General features: G+C 69.6%; 10 protein-coding genes. 2 read left to right on the forward strand and 8 right to left on the reverse strand.

Annotated features, from left to right (window positions below):
* Positions 1–5 precede the first annotated feature (5 nt).
* On the reverse strand, positions 6–785 hold the full coding sequence (locus VFV67_RS15100) for an AfsR/SARP family transcriptional regulator (protein ID WP_326470555.1): 780 nt from the start codon (positions 783–785) through the stop codon (positions 6–8).
* 56 nt (positions 786–841) lie between these two features.
* Positions 842–1,792, reverse strand: coding sequence for a hypothetical protein (locus VFV67_RS15105; protein WP_326470557.1), 951 nt, complete (start codon positions 1,790–1,792; stop codon positions 842–844).
* 199 nt (positions 1,793–1,991) lie between these two features.
* On the opposite strand from VFV67_RS15105, the gene VFV67_RS15110 reads away from it, so the two are divergent.
* Positions 1,992–2,300 (forward strand): hypothetical protein, encoded by a 309-nt coding sequence (locus tag VFV67_RS15110; RefSeq protein ID WP_326470559.1) that lies wholly within the window; start codon positions 1,992–1,994, stop codon positions 2,298–2,300.
* Positions 2,301–2,312: 12 nt separating this feature from the next.
* Here the strand turns inward: VFV67_RS15110 and VFV67_RS15115 are convergent, their stop codons facing one another.
* The 3 genes from VFV67_RS15115 to VFV67_RS15125 form a co-directional block, all read right to left on the reverse strand.
* On the reverse strand, positions 2,313–5,342 hold the full coding sequence (locus VFV67_RS15115; RefSeq protein ID WP_326470560.1) for an AfsR/SARP family transcriptional regulator: 3,030 nt from the start codon (positions 5,340–5,342) through the stop codon (positions 2,313–2,315).
* A gap of 302 nt (positions 5,343–5,644) precedes the next feature.
* Positions 5,645–6,874 (reverse strand): cytochrome P450, encoded by a 1,230-nt coding sequence (locus tag VFV67_RS15120; RefSeq protein WP_326470561.1) that lies wholly within the window; start codon positions 6,872–6,874, stop codon positions 5,645–5,647.
* 44 nt (positions 6,875–6,918) lie between these two features.
* Positions 6,919–8,109 (reverse strand): cytochrome P450, encoded by a 1,191-nt coding sequence (locus tag VFV67_RS15125; RefSeq protein ID WP_326470563.1) that lies wholly within the window; start codon positions 8,107–8,109, stop codon positions 6,919–6,921.
* A gap of 288 nt (positions 8,110–8,397) precedes the next feature.
* Between VFV67_RS15125 and VFV67_RS15130 the strand changes: the two genes are divergently transcribed.
* Positions 8,398–9,693: a lysine N(6)-hydroxylase/L-ornithine N(5)-oxygenase family protein gene (locus tag VFV67_RS15130; protein WP_326470565.1), complete on the forward strand. Its 1,296-nt coding sequence runs from the start codon at positions 8,398–8,400 to the stop codon at positions 9,691–9,693.
* A gap of 18 nt (positions 9,694–9,711) precedes the next feature.
* Here the strand turns inward: VFV67_RS15130 and VFV67_RS15135 are convergent, their stop codons facing one another.
* The 3 genes from VFV67_RS15135 to VFV67_RS15145 form a co-directional block, all read right to left on the reverse strand.
* Positions 9,712–13,650 carry an amino acid adenylation domain-containing protein gene (locus tag VFV67_RS15135; protein ID WP_326470567.1) on the reverse strand — a complete coding sequence of 1,313 codons (3,939 nt, stop codon included), beginning with the start codon at positions 13,648–13,650 and terminating at the stop codon, positions 9,712–9,714.
* 94 nt (positions 13,651–13,744) lie between these two features.
* Positions 13,745–14,590: a dimethylargininase gene (ddaH, locus tag VFV67_RS15140; RefSeq protein WP_349256507.1), complete on the reverse strand. Its 846-nt coding sequence runs from the start codon at positions 14,588–14,590 to the stop codon at positions 13,745–13,747.
* A gap of 70 nt (positions 14,591–14,660) precedes the next feature.
* Positions 14,661–15,332 carry an LmbU family transcriptional regulator gene (locus VFV67_RS15145; RefSeq protein ID WP_326470570.1) on the reverse strand — a complete coding sequence of 224 codons (672 nt, stop codon included), beginning with the start codon at positions 15,330–15,332 and terminating at the stop codon, positions 14,661–14,663.
* Positions 15,333–15,578: the final 246 nt, after the last annotated feature.

A 15,578-nucleotide genomic window follows, 5' to 3' on the forward strand; every position in this document is an offset into this window, starting at 1 on the left:
CAACATCAGCCGGCCTTCGCCCCGGTGAGCGCCCAGTTTCCGGTGAAGAACCGGAAGTCCTCGACCGCCGCGTCCCGCCGAAGAATGGCCAGATACAGCTCCTGCAGGTTGGTCGACGGGTCCACACCGAGCTCGTCGGCCAGGATCGACCGCATCCGGGTGAACGCCTCGAGGGCCCGCCACTGCTCGCCCGACCGGTACAGCGCCAGCATGTACTTGGCGCAGAAGTTCTCCGACATCGGGAACCGGGTGCACAGCCAGGCGAGCTCGGCGAGCACCTTGCGGTGCCGGCCCAACCGCAGGTCCGCCTCGATCCGCAGATCCAGGTCGCTGCGCCGGTTCTCCTCAAGGCGCACGCCCTCGATCGACAGGTGCGCACCGACCGCGACGTCGGTCATCACCGGCCCGCGCCACAACTGCAGCGCGATCTCCAGGTTGCGGGCCGCGGTCTCGTAGTCGCCTGCGTCGGCCGCCATCCGGCCGGCGCGGGCCAACCGCTCGTACCTGCCGATGTCGATGGCCTCGATCGGAACGTTCATGCAGTAGCCGAGCTGCTCGGTCACCAGGATCTTCTTGGCTTCGTAGGCCGACTTTCCGTCGATCGCCAGCTCGATTCCCCGGCGCAGCTTGCCGATGTAGGTGTGCAGCGTCGTCGTTGCCGCCCGCGGGTGCAACTGCCCCCACAGCTCGGTCATCAACGCCGAGGCCGATACGACATGGCCGGCGTTCAGCGCCAGCATCGCCAGAACCTGACGCGGTTTGGCCGCGGTAGGAACGATGGACACACCGTCGAGGGTGGCTTCGAAACTACCAAGCAACTTGATGTCGAATCGCACGAGACTCACTCCCTTTCGTCGTTACCGTGCTGGCCGAGACCCAGCTTGATCGCAGCCTGATGGATGTGCCCGGCGAGCCGGACATCCAGCCCGCCGCCGCCGAAGAGTTCGACCAGGATGATGTCGTCGATGTCCGGGCGGTATTCGTCGCCGAGCACGTTTCCGAGCTCACCGTCGATCCGCCGCTGATAGCGCCACCGCGGTTCGCGGCGGTGCCAGCCCTCGTGTTGCCGCGCCGTATCCGGCCCGTTCGATCCGGACATGTGCTGGCGCACGAACTTCCGGTGCTGGTTGTGCTCCATCAGTTCGAGGTCGTCGACGTAGACGTGGTCGACCTGGGCCAGCAGCTCGTCCGGCAGGTCCCGCCGGGTGGCGTTGACCAGCAACACACCCGGATGCAGCACGGGCATGTCCAGCCGTTCCCAGCCGAGCTCGGCGACCACAACCAGATTGGCGCCCAACGCGGCCCGGCGGGCATCGTCGGCATCGGACACCACGATGCCGGCCAGCTCCAGCTCGTCACGCAGTCCCCAGCCGGCGTCCGGCCCGGACTCGACGACGGCCGGATGCACCGCCGCGTGACTGACGTTCGGCACGTACCGGGCGATCACGCTGAGGTGCAGCTGGGCAGCGACTGCCGAGCCGAACACCGCGGCGGTCACCACGCGTGGCTCGAGGAATGTCCGGGAGGCGAGCCCGGTCAGTCCGGCCAGACAGATCATCTGCAGGCTCGGCGCCGGCATCAGGCAGACCTGCCCGGTTTCCACGTCCTCCACCGCGGTCAGCTCGCCGGCCGCCGCACCTTCGGTGTGCGGAACGAGCCGGTACCCACGGGGTCGGCCGGCGGCTCCATTTGCCCGCCGGGTCAACTCGTGCGCCACCACATCGAGCAGATCGATGGTCTCCAGGGCACGCAGCATGTCGCTGTGCCGTAGGCGCATCGGAACGTTCTTCATGACTCACCGCTCGCTAGTTATCCCAGACCAGATCGTCTGCACCTCATCGTCAACGGCCCGCTCCTCAACCGCTCCTCAACCGATCCTCAGCTCTCAGGAGTAGCCGTGAGCGAGTGAAGCGTAGATCAGGATCGCCGGACTGTGTGCTTCAGCCCAGATCGAGAACGGCTCGAAATCCAAACAAATCTGGGAGAACACCATGAGCATCAAGGGCGCCATCCTGACCGCCGCCGGCGCGACCCTGTTCCTGCTGTCCCTGCCCGCAACCGCATCGGCGGATTCCGCGGATTCGATGAGCAGTGCACCGGCGTTATCCGCTCCCGCCGGCGCCGTCGAGGACGACTGGCCGTGGGACGGTCCCCAGCCGAATAGCGACGACTGGCCGTGGGACGCTCCCCAGGCAAATGGCGACGACTGGCCGTGGGATGGGCCGGCGCCCAATGGCGACGACTGGCCGTGGGACGGCCCCAGCCCGAACAGCGACGACTGGCCGTGGGACCGGCCCTGACATTCGCCTCCGTTATCCGCGCTGCCCCGAGATGTCCTCGGTGAGCAGCGCGGATTTCATTTCCTCGAGTTGAAGCAGCAGTTGTGTCGACTGCTTCGAATCGATTCCGGACAGCACGTTCTGTGCCTGTTCCAGTACATTCTGCGCCTGCTGGGCCTCGCCCGCCGCATCGTGCAGCTCGAGTTGCAGAATGTAGGTTCTGGCCATCCAGATCGCGGCACCCAGCCGGCTGAACAGTTCCCGCGCCTTCTCCAGATGCCGGGCCGCGGTGGTGTTGTCCACCCGGACGATCGCGATTTCGCCGAGCGAGTACCGCGACTGGCCCTCGACCTGCTGTTCGCCGGTCCGTTCCGCGAGGTCCAGGGCGAGCGCCAGGGTCGCCTCGGCGGCGTCCAGCCGGCCCTCGTCCCGCCGGACCATGCCGAGCCCGTAGAGCACGTACGCCTCGCCCACCCGGTCGCCGGTCTCCCGAACCGTGCGCAGCACGTCGGTCAGCGACTTGCGGGACAGCGCCAGCTGGCCGGTCCGGCGGTACAGCTCGGCAAGGCGGCACACCACATGCGCCTCACCGCGGCGGTAGTTCGCGGTCCGGCACAGTTCCAGCGCCTCCCGCAGCAGTTCCTGCGCCTCGGGGAAGTCGCCCTCGTCGATCTCGTACCGGGCCAGGGCGGTGAGGATGCTGGCCTGGCCGATGAGGTCGCCGACGGTGCGCATCATGGCCAGCGCGTCGGTGTACCTGGCGAGCATCGCGTCGAAGTTGCCGCGCAGCCGGTCCACGTTGGCGGCGTTGCGCAGCACCAGTGCCTGGCCGTGCAGGTTCCCGTCCGCCTCGAACATCTCCAGTGCCTGGGCGAACATCACGGCGGCGTCGTCGAGCTGCTTCTGGTTGTAATGCAACGACCCTCGGGAGTACAGCATCGCCGCGGTTCCGGTGCGGTTGCCGGCCCGCCGGGCCGTGGCGAGGGCCAGCTCGGCGGTCTTGCGCCAGTCGTCGAGGTAGCCGCGGACCTCGAACAGGCTCACGGCCGTGAGCGCCAGATCCCAGCAGGTCTCGTCCAAGCCGGCCGCGGCCGCCTGCTGGATCGCCGACACCAGGCAGATCCGCTCGTTCTCCAGCCAGTCCATCGGGTGGCCGATCGGGTCGTCATAGGCCCACTCGGCCAGCCGCAGCCGCGGCGCGGTGCCGTGCAGGATCGTGTAGTCCCCGCCGTACTCCTTGCGGTGCGCGTTCTCGACCAGCGCGAGCCAGCCGCTGAGCACCCGTTCCAACGCCGCTCGCCGCTCATCCTCCTTCTCCGACTCGGCAAGGCGTTCCTGCGCGTAGACCCGGATCAGGTCGTGGAACCGGTAGCGGATCTGCCCGACCGGATCGCGGACCGCGTCCAGCATCTGGGCTTCCACCAACCGTTCCAGCAGGTCCTCGGCCTCGGTCAGCTCGATGTCGAGCAGAGCCGCCGCGAGCCAGCCGGGCGCGTCCGGCACCTTGATCATCGCGAACAGCCGGAACAGCCGCTTGGCCTGCTCCGGCAGGCTGCGGTAGGTCAGCCCGATGCTGGACCGGATGGCCAGGCCCTGATGGCTGAGCTCGTCGAGCCGGCGGACCTCGTTCTTCAGCCGCCGGGCCAGGTCGCCGATCCGCCAGTGCGGCCGGGAAACCAGGCGGGCGCCGGCGATCCGCAGCGCCAGCGGCAGCCGGCCGCAGTAGGTGATCACCTCCGTGGTGGCCATCGGCTCGGCCTCCACCCGGTCCCGGCCGACGATCCGGGCCAGGAACTCGGCGGCGGTCGCCTCGTCGAACGTGTCGATGCCGATGAAGCTCGCGCCGGGCAGGCCGACCAGCCGGGCCCGGCTGGTCACCAGCACCGCACAGCTCGGGCTGCCCGGCAGCAACGGGATCACCTGCTGCTCGCTGGTCACGTCGTCGAGCACCAGCAGCAACCGCTTGCTGGCCAGCCGGCTGCGATACATCTCCACCCGCTCGACCAGGCCGTCCGGCATCAGCGAGCCGCGGACGCCGAGCGCGCGCAGGAACCGCGCCAGCAGCGCGAGCGGGCTCTCGTCGTCGCGAACTCCCTGCAGGTCGACGTAAATGTGCCCGTCCGGGAACGCATCGCCGAGCTCGTGCGCCACCCGCAGCGCCAGGGTCGACTTGCCGACGCCGCCCCGGCCGGAGATGGCCACCACCGGCACCGCGTACGGGGCGGTCGACTCCCCCGAGGCCAGGATCTGCCTGATCTCGTCGAGCAGATCCTCGCGGCCGACGAAGTCGGCGATGCTGCTCGGCAGCTGGCGCGGGATCACCGAGGGCTGCTCGGTTGCGGGCTCCTCGCCGGCCTCCGGCAGGTCCAGCGACGGGTCGCCGCTGAGCACGGCGCGCTCCAGATCGCGCAGTTCCTGGCCGGGCTCGATGCCCACCTCGTTGGTCAGCACGGTGCGGGCCCGCCGGTACACCTCGAGCGCCTCGGCCTGCCGCCCGGAGCGGTACATGGCCAGCATCAGGAACCCGTACAGCCGCTCGCGCCAGGGATGCTCGGCGATCAGCGCCTGCAGTTCGCCGGTGATGTCGACGTGCCGGCCGAGCTCGAGCTCCAGCCGCACCAGTTCCTCGGTCGCGGTGAGCCGGGACTCCTCGAGCACGGACGCGGCGTTGCGCACGATGTCGCTCTGGATGCCGTCGCAGGCCGGTCCTCGCCACAGGTTCAGCGCGCTGCGCATGGTCTCGGCCGCGGCCGCCAGCTGGCCCTCCGCAGCCTGCTGGTGCGCGGCCGCGATCAGGCTGCTGAACCGGGTGCTGTCCAGGTCGTCGTCGGGAATGTCGAGCAGGTAGCCGGAGGACCGGGTCTTGATCGCGTCCGGCCGGCCGGCATCCCCGAGCAGCTTGCGCAGGGCCGAGATGGACGTCTGGATCTGGCCACGCGCGGTCGGTGGCGGATCGTCGGCCCAGACCACGTCGATGAGCTGGTCCATCGAGGCCACCCGGTGAACGCGCAGCGCGAGGATGGCCAACACGACCTGCTCGCGCGGCCCACCGATCTTCAACAACCGGCGCTCCGCAGTGAGCTCGAGAGGCCCGAGAATCCTCAACACCGACGACCACCCCCGGACGGACGCGATGCTCACGCCTACATTCGGCGGACCACAACCCCCTGGGCCATATCCCAGTCCACCTGAACAGGTCCGATGCTTGGTGAGTAGCGTACACCAGCACCGGATTCATTCAGGCGTTAAGTTCCGTGATTATACGTGAACCGCAAAAATTGCACAGACCCGATGCGGTATTGGGAATGCGTGCTGCCGGCCGTTCGGGCGGCTCGACTGCTGCCGATCGCCGTAAGTCCGCCCCATCAGGCGGCGGGCCGGACGTACGATCGGCCGGCCGCGTTCGGCCCGGCCGGGCGCACCGACATCGACCGCACTCCGGTGAACTCGGGCGATCGGAAGAAAACCGGCGAACGGTCCGGATCGACCCGCAGGTCGGGGAAGTAGTCCATGAGCAGGTTGAACATGATTCGAGTTTCGATCCGCACCAACTGCGCGCCGACGCAGTAGTAGGCGCCCCGGCCGAACCCCAGATGGGGGTTGGGGTTGCGCAGGACGTCGAACTCGTCGGGGTCGGTGAACTGTCGTGGATCCCGGTTGGCCGCACCGAACCACAACATCACCAACTGGTCCTTGGCAATCCGGTGCCCGCCGAGCCGCACGTCGACGTTGGTGGCCCGGAACGAGACGTTGGCCGGGGTCACGAACCGCATGCTCTCCTCGAGCATGCCGGGTACCAGCGAGCGGTCCGCGCGCACCAGGGCGGCCTGGTCCGGGAACGACTCCAGGCAGAGCAGCGCGTTGCCGGACAGCATCGGGGTGGCCAGGCGGCCGGCGCCGAGGATGCTGATCGCGAAGTTGATGATCTGGTCCCGGGTCAGCGCGGTGCCGTCCAGCTTGCGGAACCCGGCCAGCAGGCTGAGCAGATCATCGCGCGGCTCACGGACCCGCTCGTCGACGTACTTGCCGACGAACTCGCGCAGCGGAGCCAGCGGTGCGGTCAGGCCGTCGAAGTAGTCCTCGCCGGAGTCGAGGGTGCTCATCTCCCCCTCGTAGTCCATCGCCTGGTCCTTCACCCGCAACACCTCGCGCTCCTCCACCGGGGTGCCGAGCAGCTCGCTGAAGGCGATCGCGGACACGTCCTCGACGAAGTCGCCCAGCAGGTCGAACCGGTCCAGGCCGGCAAGGTCGTCGACGAGCTCCCTGGCCAGCTCGCGGATCCGCCCCTCGAGACCGTCCAGTGCCTTCGGGGTGAACGCCCGGCCGACCTGGCCGCGGATGTGCGTGTGCTCCGGCCCGGTCATCTGCGACATGTCGCCCTCGACGTACTGCGCGGCCTCCGCACTGAGGTCGAACAGCCGCGTGCAGTTGGGCGTGTAAGCCTCGGGATCGTTCAGCACCTCGACGATCTCCGGGTAGCCGTAGACGTTCCAGCGGCCGAGCGCCTCGTCGAACTCGACCGGCGCCTTCGGTGGCGCGCCGTGTAACCAGAACCGGTCCGCACTGAATCCCCACCGGTGGGCAAAGTCGGTCATGGTCGTCCTTCTGTTGGTTCCAAGCTGTTGGTTCCAAACGGTGGTTACCTGCGCACCCAGACCGAACGCACACCGGTGAAATCCGGGGAACCGAAGAAGGCCGGGGCGACGTCCGGGTCGACCCGCAGGTCCGGGCAACGGTCCAGGAGCAGGTTGAACACGATCCGGGTCTCGATCCGGATCATCCGCCGGCCAAGGCAGAAATGGTCACCGTGGCCGAACCCGAGATGCGGGTTGGGATCGCGCGTGACGTCGAACCTGCCGGGATCGCCGAACCGGCGCGGATCCCGGTTGGCCGCACCGAACCACACCCGGACCAGTTGGTCGGCGGGGATGGTCCGGCCGGCGATCTGCGCGGCCACGGTGGTGGCCCGGTAGGTGGCGGCGGCCGGAGTCAGGAACCGCATCGTCTCCTCGAGCATGCCCGGCACCAGCGAGCGGTCCGTGCGCACCCGGACCGCCTGATCAGGGAACGACTCCAGGCACAGCGTCGCGTTTCCGATCAGCAACGGGGTGGACAGGTGCCCGGCGCCGAGCATCCCGATCACGAAGTTGATGATCTGGTCCCGGGACAGCGGCGTGCCGTCCAGCTTGCGGACACCGACCAGCAGGCTGAGCAGATCCTTGCGGGGCTGCCGGATCCGCCGGTCGATGTGCGCGCCGAGCATGTCCCGCAACGGCTGCAACGGCGCGGTGAGGTTGTCGAAGTAGTCCGCACCCTCGCTCGTCGCCACCGTGGCCAGCTGCGCTTCGGCGTCCATGTTCTGGTCTATCAGGGCGAACAGCGCCCGGTCCTCGGCCGGGATGCCCAGCAGCTCGCAGAAGACGATCCCGGACAGGTCGCCGACGAACTCGCCGAGCAGGTCGAACCGGTCCCGTCCGGCCAGGTTGTCCAGCAGTCCGCCGGCCACCTCATGCACCCGCGGTTCGAGGTCGGCCATGGCGGTCGCGCCGAACGCCGTGGCGACCTGCTCGCGCAGGTGCGCATGCTGTGCACCGGTCATCTGCGTCAGGTCGCCGTCGATGTACTTCGCCGTCTGTTCATCGAGGTTGAACAGCCGCGCGGAGTCGGTCGAGAACGCATCGGGATTGTTGAGAACCTCAAGCGCCTCCGGATATCCATATACATGCCAGAGTCCGAGGCTTTCGTCGAACTCGACCAACTCCTCGGGCAACCCGTCGTACAGCCAGAATTTGTCCGGGCCGAAACCCCACCGCTCAGCGAAACCGGCCATCAGCTTTCCTTGCCATACAGCCACATGAGCCTGACCACCTCACGATGGCAGCCGCGCCCGCGCCCAGTCCATCGATTGTCGCCGGTGCGGGCGAAGCGTCGCGTCGTCCTGTCGGCAGGACAGGACGCCCCCGCTATGACGCCCACCGGTCAATCTTTACAGATCCGCCTCCGAGGCTCCATTGGCGCCTGAGTTGAACAATGTAAAACTAGTCCATACATTGGATTACGAAACTGACCCTCGAAGGTGCGGCAGAGCCCGTCATGGCTGTGCGGCAAGGAGATTCTTATGGGTACGCCTGAACACGAGATGTACGACGTGGTTGGCATCGGGTTCGGCCCGTCTAATCTGTCGCTTGCCGTCGCACTGGACGAACACCCGGGGAACGTCGGGGGACGTCCGATCTCCTCGGCGTTCTTCGAGCGGCAGCCGTCGTTCGGCTGGCACCGCAACATGCTGCTGCCGGACGCGACCATGCAGATTTCGTTCCTCAAGGACCTGGCCACGTTCCGCAACCCGTCGTCGCGGTTCAGCTTCGTGTCCTACCTGCACGACGCCGGCCGGCTGGTGCAGTTCGTCAACAACCAGGACTTCTTCCCGACCCGGCAGGAGTTCCACCAGTACCTGGAATGGGCCGCGGCCAGCCTGTCCGACCGGGTCTCGTACAACTCCGACGTCCGGGCGATCCGGCTGCCGCCAGGGACGTCGCCGGGATCGGCCGACTACATCCAGGTCGAGGTGGCCGACCGCGGCGGGGGCGGCGAGCGGTTGGTCAACGCGCGCAACGTGGTCATCTCGACCGGGCTGGTGCCGCGGATGCCGGCCGGCATCGAGGTCGACGACCGGGTCTGGCACACCTCCGAGTTCCTGGACCGGTACGGCCGGATCAATCCGGACGACATCAAGGGCGTCGCGGTGATCGGCGCCGGCCAGAGCGCGGCCGAGATCACCCGGTTCCTGCACGACAACGTGCCGCACGCGCAGATCTACGCGATCATGCCGTCCTACGGTTACGCCGTCGCCGACGACACCCCGTTCGCCAACCAGGTGTTCGATCCCGGCGCGGTCGACGAGTACTACAACGGCACCGACCAGACCCGGGAAGCCTTCTGGCGCTACCACAAGAACACCAACTACTCGGTCGTCGACGACGACGTGATCCGGGACCTGTTCCGGCGCACCTACGGCGAGCGCGTCCGCAACTCCCAGCGGCTGAACTTCCTGAACCTGACCCGGGTCGCCGCGGTCAAGCGGGCCGGCACCGAGACCCGGGTCAAGGTGCAGTCGCTGATCGACAACGATCCGCAGGAACTGTCCGTCGACGTGGTGGTGTTCGCCACCGGCTACGACGCCATGGAACCCACCGCCCTGCTCGGCGACCTGGACCAGTACTGCCTGCGCGATTCGTCCGGCCGTCTGCGCGTGGAGCGCGACTACCGCGTCGTCACCTCGGGGCTGCCGTGCGGGATCTACCTGCAGGGCGGTACCGAGCACACCCACGGCCTGTCGGCGTCCCTGCTGTCCAACATCGCCATCCGCGGCGGGGAGATCGCCGACTCCCTGCTCCGCCGCCGCGCGGCCTGACCGGCCCAGCCGCCCTGCCTATGTCATCCTGCGTAGGCCGGGGCGGCTGCCGGTCGTGGCGGGGCCCAACCGGGGCGCCAGGGTGGCGACGGTCGGGTACCGGAACAGGGTCCGGATGGAGACCTCGATGGCGAGGGTCCGGCGGATCCGGCTGATGATCCGGGTGGCCTTGAGCGAGTTGCAGCCCAGCACGAACAGGTGGTCGTCGATGCCGACCCGGTCGGCGCCGAGGACATCGGCGATCAGCTCGCACAGCGCCGACTCCACCGGGGTGCGGCCGGGGCGGTAGGCCGGGGCGTGCGCGGGAGCGGCCGGAACCGGCGCCGGGCCGAGCACGGTGCGCAGCGGATCGTCGGGCGGCAGGACGTCCAGCGTGCCGAGGGCGCGGTCGGGGCCGGCGAGTTGCCCGAGGACCGCGCGGAACCGGGTGCCGAGCCGCCGGACCGCGGGCTCGGGGACGAGGTCGCGGTCGTGTTGCAGGATCAGCCGGCCGGGAGTGACGATCAAGGTCAGCGGGTAGCTGCCGGTGCCGACCGAGTCGATGGCGGTGATCTCGATGCCGGCCGCGGCACCGGCGCCCGGCGGGTAGGACTGGAACACCACCAGGGTGTCGAACAGGGCGTCGACACCGGCGATCCGGTGGATCTCGGTCAACCCGAGGTGCTGGTGGTCCAGCAGCGCGGTTTGCCGGATCTGCAGACCGGTCAGTAGATCGGCGATGGTGTCGCCGGGGTCGGTCCGGGCCCGCACCGGGACGGTGTTGATGAACAGGCCGACCATCGACTCCACGCCGGTGAGCTCGGCGGGGCGGCCGGCCACCGTGGCGCCGAACACCACGTCGGTCCGCCCGGTCAGCGCGGCGAGCAGGATCGCCCACGCGCCCTGCACCAGGGTGCTCGGGGTGACGCCGAGTGCGGCGGCGCCACCGGTCAGCAGCCGGGACTCGGCGGGCGACAGGTCGACCCGAACCTCGGCCACGTCGGCGGTTCGCGCCCGGGAGGCGCCGGGGACCAGCATGGTCGGGCCGGACACACCGGCAAGTTCGTCGGCCCAGGCCCGGGCGCTCTTGTCCGGGTCGCGCCGGCACAGCCAGGCCAGGAAGTCGCGGAAGCCGGGCACCGGCTCCGGTTCGTCGGCGGCGTAGAGCCGGACGAGGTCGCGCGCCAGCACCTGCTCGGACCAGCCGTCGATCAGCGCGTGGTGGGCGGTGACGACCAGGGCGGCGCGTTCGGGGCCACGGCGGAGCAGGGTCATGCGGAGCAGCGGCGGGGTGTTCGGGTCGAACCGCCGGGCCCGGTCCTCGGCGAGGAACCGGCGCACCGCGTCGTCCGGCGCGCCGGACAGGTCGATCTCCCGCCAGGGCAACGCGACCCCGTCCACCGGCACGGCCACCAACTCGTCGGCGGCATCGGTGACGAAGGCGGCCCGCAGGTTGGCGTACCGGTCCAGCACGGCCTGGCCGGCGGCCCGCAGCCGGACCGGATCCACCGGCCCGGACAGGTGGTAGACCGTCTGCAGCTGATACGCGTCGGGACCGGTGTCGGTGCGCATCGACTCGTAGAGCATCCCGGCCTGCATCGGGGTCAGCGGCCACACGTCGGCGACCCGCCGGTAGCGCAGGCGCCAGGCCGCGAGATCGGCCGGGCGCACGGTGACCAGCGGCGCCGAATCGTCCACGGTGGACTCCGTGGCGACCCGGGCCACACCGGCCAGCGCGGCCACCGACCGGAGGCCGAGAACCTGCTGCGGGGTGATCTCGATGCCCCGGCCGCGGGCCTTGGTCACGATCTGGATGGCGCGGATGCTGTCCCCGCCGAGCGCGAGGTAGTCGTCGTCGACGCCGACCCGGTCCAGGCCGAGCACCTCGGCGTAGACCTCGGCAAGGGCCCGCTCGCGCGTGGACCGTCCAGCCCGGTACCCGGCGACCGCCCGGTCCGGCTCGGGCAGCGCGGCCCGGTCCAGCTTTCCGTTGGGCGACAACGGCAACCGGTCCAGCATCAGGAACGCGCCGGGAACCATGTACGCGGGCAGCCGGCTCGCCGCCAGTTCGCGCAGGTCGTCCTCGGACAGCCCGCCCGCCGGCACCACGTAGCCGACCAGCCGGCCGTCGCGGGCGGCCACCGCGACCTGCCGCACGCCCGGATGCGCGCGCAGCACCGCTTCGATCTCACCGAGCTCCACCCGCAGGCCGTTGATCTTGACCTGGAAGTCTTTGCGCCCCAACAACTCGATCAGTCCGTCCGGACCGAACCGGGCCAGATCACCGGTGCGGTACAGGCGTTCGCCACGGACCTCGCCGTAGGACCAGGTGCTGAACCGCTCGGCGGTGCGCTCGGGCTGGTCGAGGTAACCACGGGCGAGACCGATGCCGGCCAGGTACAGCTCCCCCGCCACGCCCGGCGGCACCGGTGTCCCGGTGTCGTCGAGGATGTAGGTGCGCTGGTTGGCCATCGGGCGGCCGTAGGGGATGCTCGGCCAACCCGAATCGGTCGCCGTCACCTCGTAGATCGTCGAGTGGATGGACGCCTCGGTGGCGCCGCCCAGCACGATGAATCGCACCCCGGGTGCGATCGCGCGGACCCGGTCGGCCAGCGGCACCGGCACCCAGTCGCCGCCGAGCATCGCCAGCCGCAGGTACGGCAACGCCGGACCGCCGGCCTGCTCCAGCGCCTCGACCAGCAGCCCGAGCAGGGCCGGGGCCGAGTTCCAGATCGTGACCCGGTGGCCGGCGAGCAGTTCCGCCCAGTGCCGGGGATCCCTGGTGCGGCCCGGCTCCGGGAGCACCACGGTGCCGCCTGCGCCGGTGATGCCGAGCAGTTCGTACACGGACATGTCGAAGCTCGGCGAGGACAGCGCCAGCACCGAGTCGCCCGGCCCGACCCGGAACCGGGTATTGAGGTCCGCCAGGTTGTTCACCACGCCGCGGTGGCACAGCGCGATCGGCTTGGGCGCACCGGTGGAGCCCGAGGTGTGGATGACGTAACACAGGTTGTCCGGCCCGGCAACGGCATCCGGGTCGTGCTCGGGCCAGCCGGACAGCGGCCGCGCGTCCCGGTCGAGCAGGATCAGCTTGCCGGCACCGGTGTCCGGCAGGTTGCCGGACACCGCCGACCGGCTGATCGTCACCGAACACGCTGTCCCCTCGACCATCGCGGCGATCCGCGCGGCCGGGTAGTCCGGGTCGATCGGCACGTACGCGCCGCCGGCCTTCAGGATCGCGAGCACCGCCACCAGCAGACCGGGCGAGCGGTCCAGGCACAGGCCGACCCGCACGTCCGGGCCGACCCCGAGCGCGCGCAGGTGGTGGGCCAGCCGGTTGGCCGAGGCGTTGAGCTGCCGGTAGGTCCAGCGCTGCCGGCCGTGCACGACCGCGACGGCGTTGGGCGAACGCCCCACCCAGTACTGGAAAGCCTCGTGCAGACAGGCATCGTGCGGCAGGTCGGCCTCGGTCCGGTTCCAGTCGAGCAGGACCCGGCGCAGCTCGGGGTCGGTCATCAGCCGCAGCCGGGACACCGGGCGGTCCGGGTGCGTGACGCCGTCCCACAGCAGCGTCCGGTAGTGGTCGACCAACCGCTCGACCGTGTCCCGGTTGAACAGCGCGGCGTCGTAGTGCAGTTCGACCGCCCCGTCCAGCACCCGCAGCTCGAGTTCGGCCGGCCCGGAACTCCGAACCCGGCCGATGGCGACGGCGGCGGTCAGCTCCCGCAGCGTCGACTCGCCGCCCACCCGCACCCGGACCTGCGCACCGTCCTGGCGCAGGCTGATCCGGTCCTGGCCGGTATAGCGGTAGAGCACGGCGGCGAAGCCGGCGGACACGATGTCCGCGTGCGCACCCAAGGCCAACCGGGGCAGCCGAAGCTCGGCCCGCAGCACCGCCGTGCGCCGGACCGATCCCGGCCGGCGCGGACGGTCGGCCGGCACCAGCACCGGGGGCCACGGCTGGGCGGGATGGGTCACGATCGGGGCTCCCGTCAGAAGTCGTCGTCGATGCCGAACGGCAGCCGGTGCCGGGTGCGCGGGTCCGCCACCCCAGCGCGCACCCGGCTCGGTGTCACCGGCGAAGTTCCAGCGTGCAGCACTTCACGCTGCCACCGGCCTTGAGCAGCTCGGCCAGGTCGACGCCGATCGGCTCGAACCCGCGCTCGGCGAGCTGCCCGGCCAGCCCCACCGCCGCCTGCGGCAGGACGACGTGCCGGCCGTCGGAGAACGCGTTGAGGCCGAAGACTTCCGCGTCCGCCCGGGCGGCAAGGACCGCGTCCGGGAAGTGGGCGGCGAGCAGTTCCCGGCTCTGCTCGTCGAATGCCGGCGGGTGGTACATCACCTCGTTGTGATCGAGCACGGCCAGCGCCGTGTCCAGGTGGTAGAAGCGCGGATCGACCAGTGTCAGACTGATCACCGGGCGGCCGAAGAACTCCGCGACCTCATCGTGCGCCGCGCGTGTGGTCCGGAACCCCGTGCCGGCAAGAATCACGTCGCCGGCGAACAGGATGTCGCCCTCACCTTCGTTGACGTGCCTGGACATCCGGACGTCGGTCCAGCCGTGCTGGGCGAACCATTCCAGGTACGCCTCGGACTCGTCATGCCGCTGCGCGTGCCGAAACCGTGCCACGAGCGCCTTTCCGTCGATGACGGTGGCCCCGTTCGCGGCGAACACCATGTCGGGCAGGCCGGGCCGGGCCCCGACCAGCTCGACCTCGTGGCCCAGTTCGACGAACAGGTCGTGCAGGTACTTCCACTGATCCAGGCCACTGGCCTGGGACGTGGGCCGGCTCGGATCCATCCACGGGTTGATGGAGTAGTTGACGTCGAAGTACGTCGGCTCACACATCAAGATGGTCCGCGGCCGAGCCGTTCTGCCGGATGTCAAGGCGTCGTCATCTGGTTGTGGCAGCACCATAGGATTCCCTTTGCGTCGCGATTCGGAGAGTTTCATGTCGACGGGACTGACGGCGACCGCTGTTCGGGGTTCAGACCAGAACCTCGGCGCCCTCGACGAACTCGCTGTCCAGCGCCTCGATGGCCGCCCGGTCCAGGATCGTCAGTACCCACTGGTCAAACGCGACGCCGAGGCAGTCGGCGGCCCGGCGCCACACGCCGACCCGATGGCTGGGCACCGCGATCCGGGAGCTGATCGGCACCAGCGCCGCCGTCTCCTCCTCCTCGGCCTCGCCGACCCGTTCCTCGCGAACCGCGGACCGGAGTTGTTTCGTCGACCACATCTCCCGTTCCGCCTGATCCAGCAACCGTTCCTGCTCCTCGATCGGCAGCGAGGCGACCTCCGCGTGATGCTGGAAGGTCAGTGCGGAGCGGCGCCGGCCGAGGTCGAACCGCCGCGCCACCCAGGCGTAGTTGCGCAGCGTCTGATACCGCAGCCCCGCACCCTGGATGGCGAGTTGATAGCAGTCGGCGTAGTGCGTCTTGCCGAACACCAACCAGTCGCCGAGCCACCATGCCGACGAGTCGACAATCCCGGACAGCTGGCGACCCGCCTTCGCCCAGTCCTCGAAGCTGAGATCCCGGGGAATCTGCAGCCCGACTCCGTTCATCCGCACCTGCCGCAGCTGTGCCGGACCCTCCATGCGCGGACGCACGTCGGGCAGGGCGACAGCCGTTCTGGCTAACTCATAAGTCTCGGCCACAAAACCTCCCAATTTTGTGTGCAGGGCAACCACGACGGTGCCGGCCCGATCGTGTCGGGCCGCCACACCGTCCTCTCCGGACACCGCCCATGGTCCGGTCCCGGTGTCAACTGCGCCTCAAACGTCGCGGGAGCCCGCCCGGACCCTGGCTCAACCCGGTTTGGCCGTGGACGCGCCGCGACCCGGAATCGCCGGGGGTGAGCGATTCCGGGCCGCTGGCGCCGGCTGGGCTGGGGGGTACCCGAC

The sequence above is a fragment of the Actinophytocola sp. genome (assembly GCF_035762905.1).
GTDB lineage: Bacteria > Actinomycetota > Actinomycetes > Mycobacteriales > Pseudonocardiaceae > DASYTH01.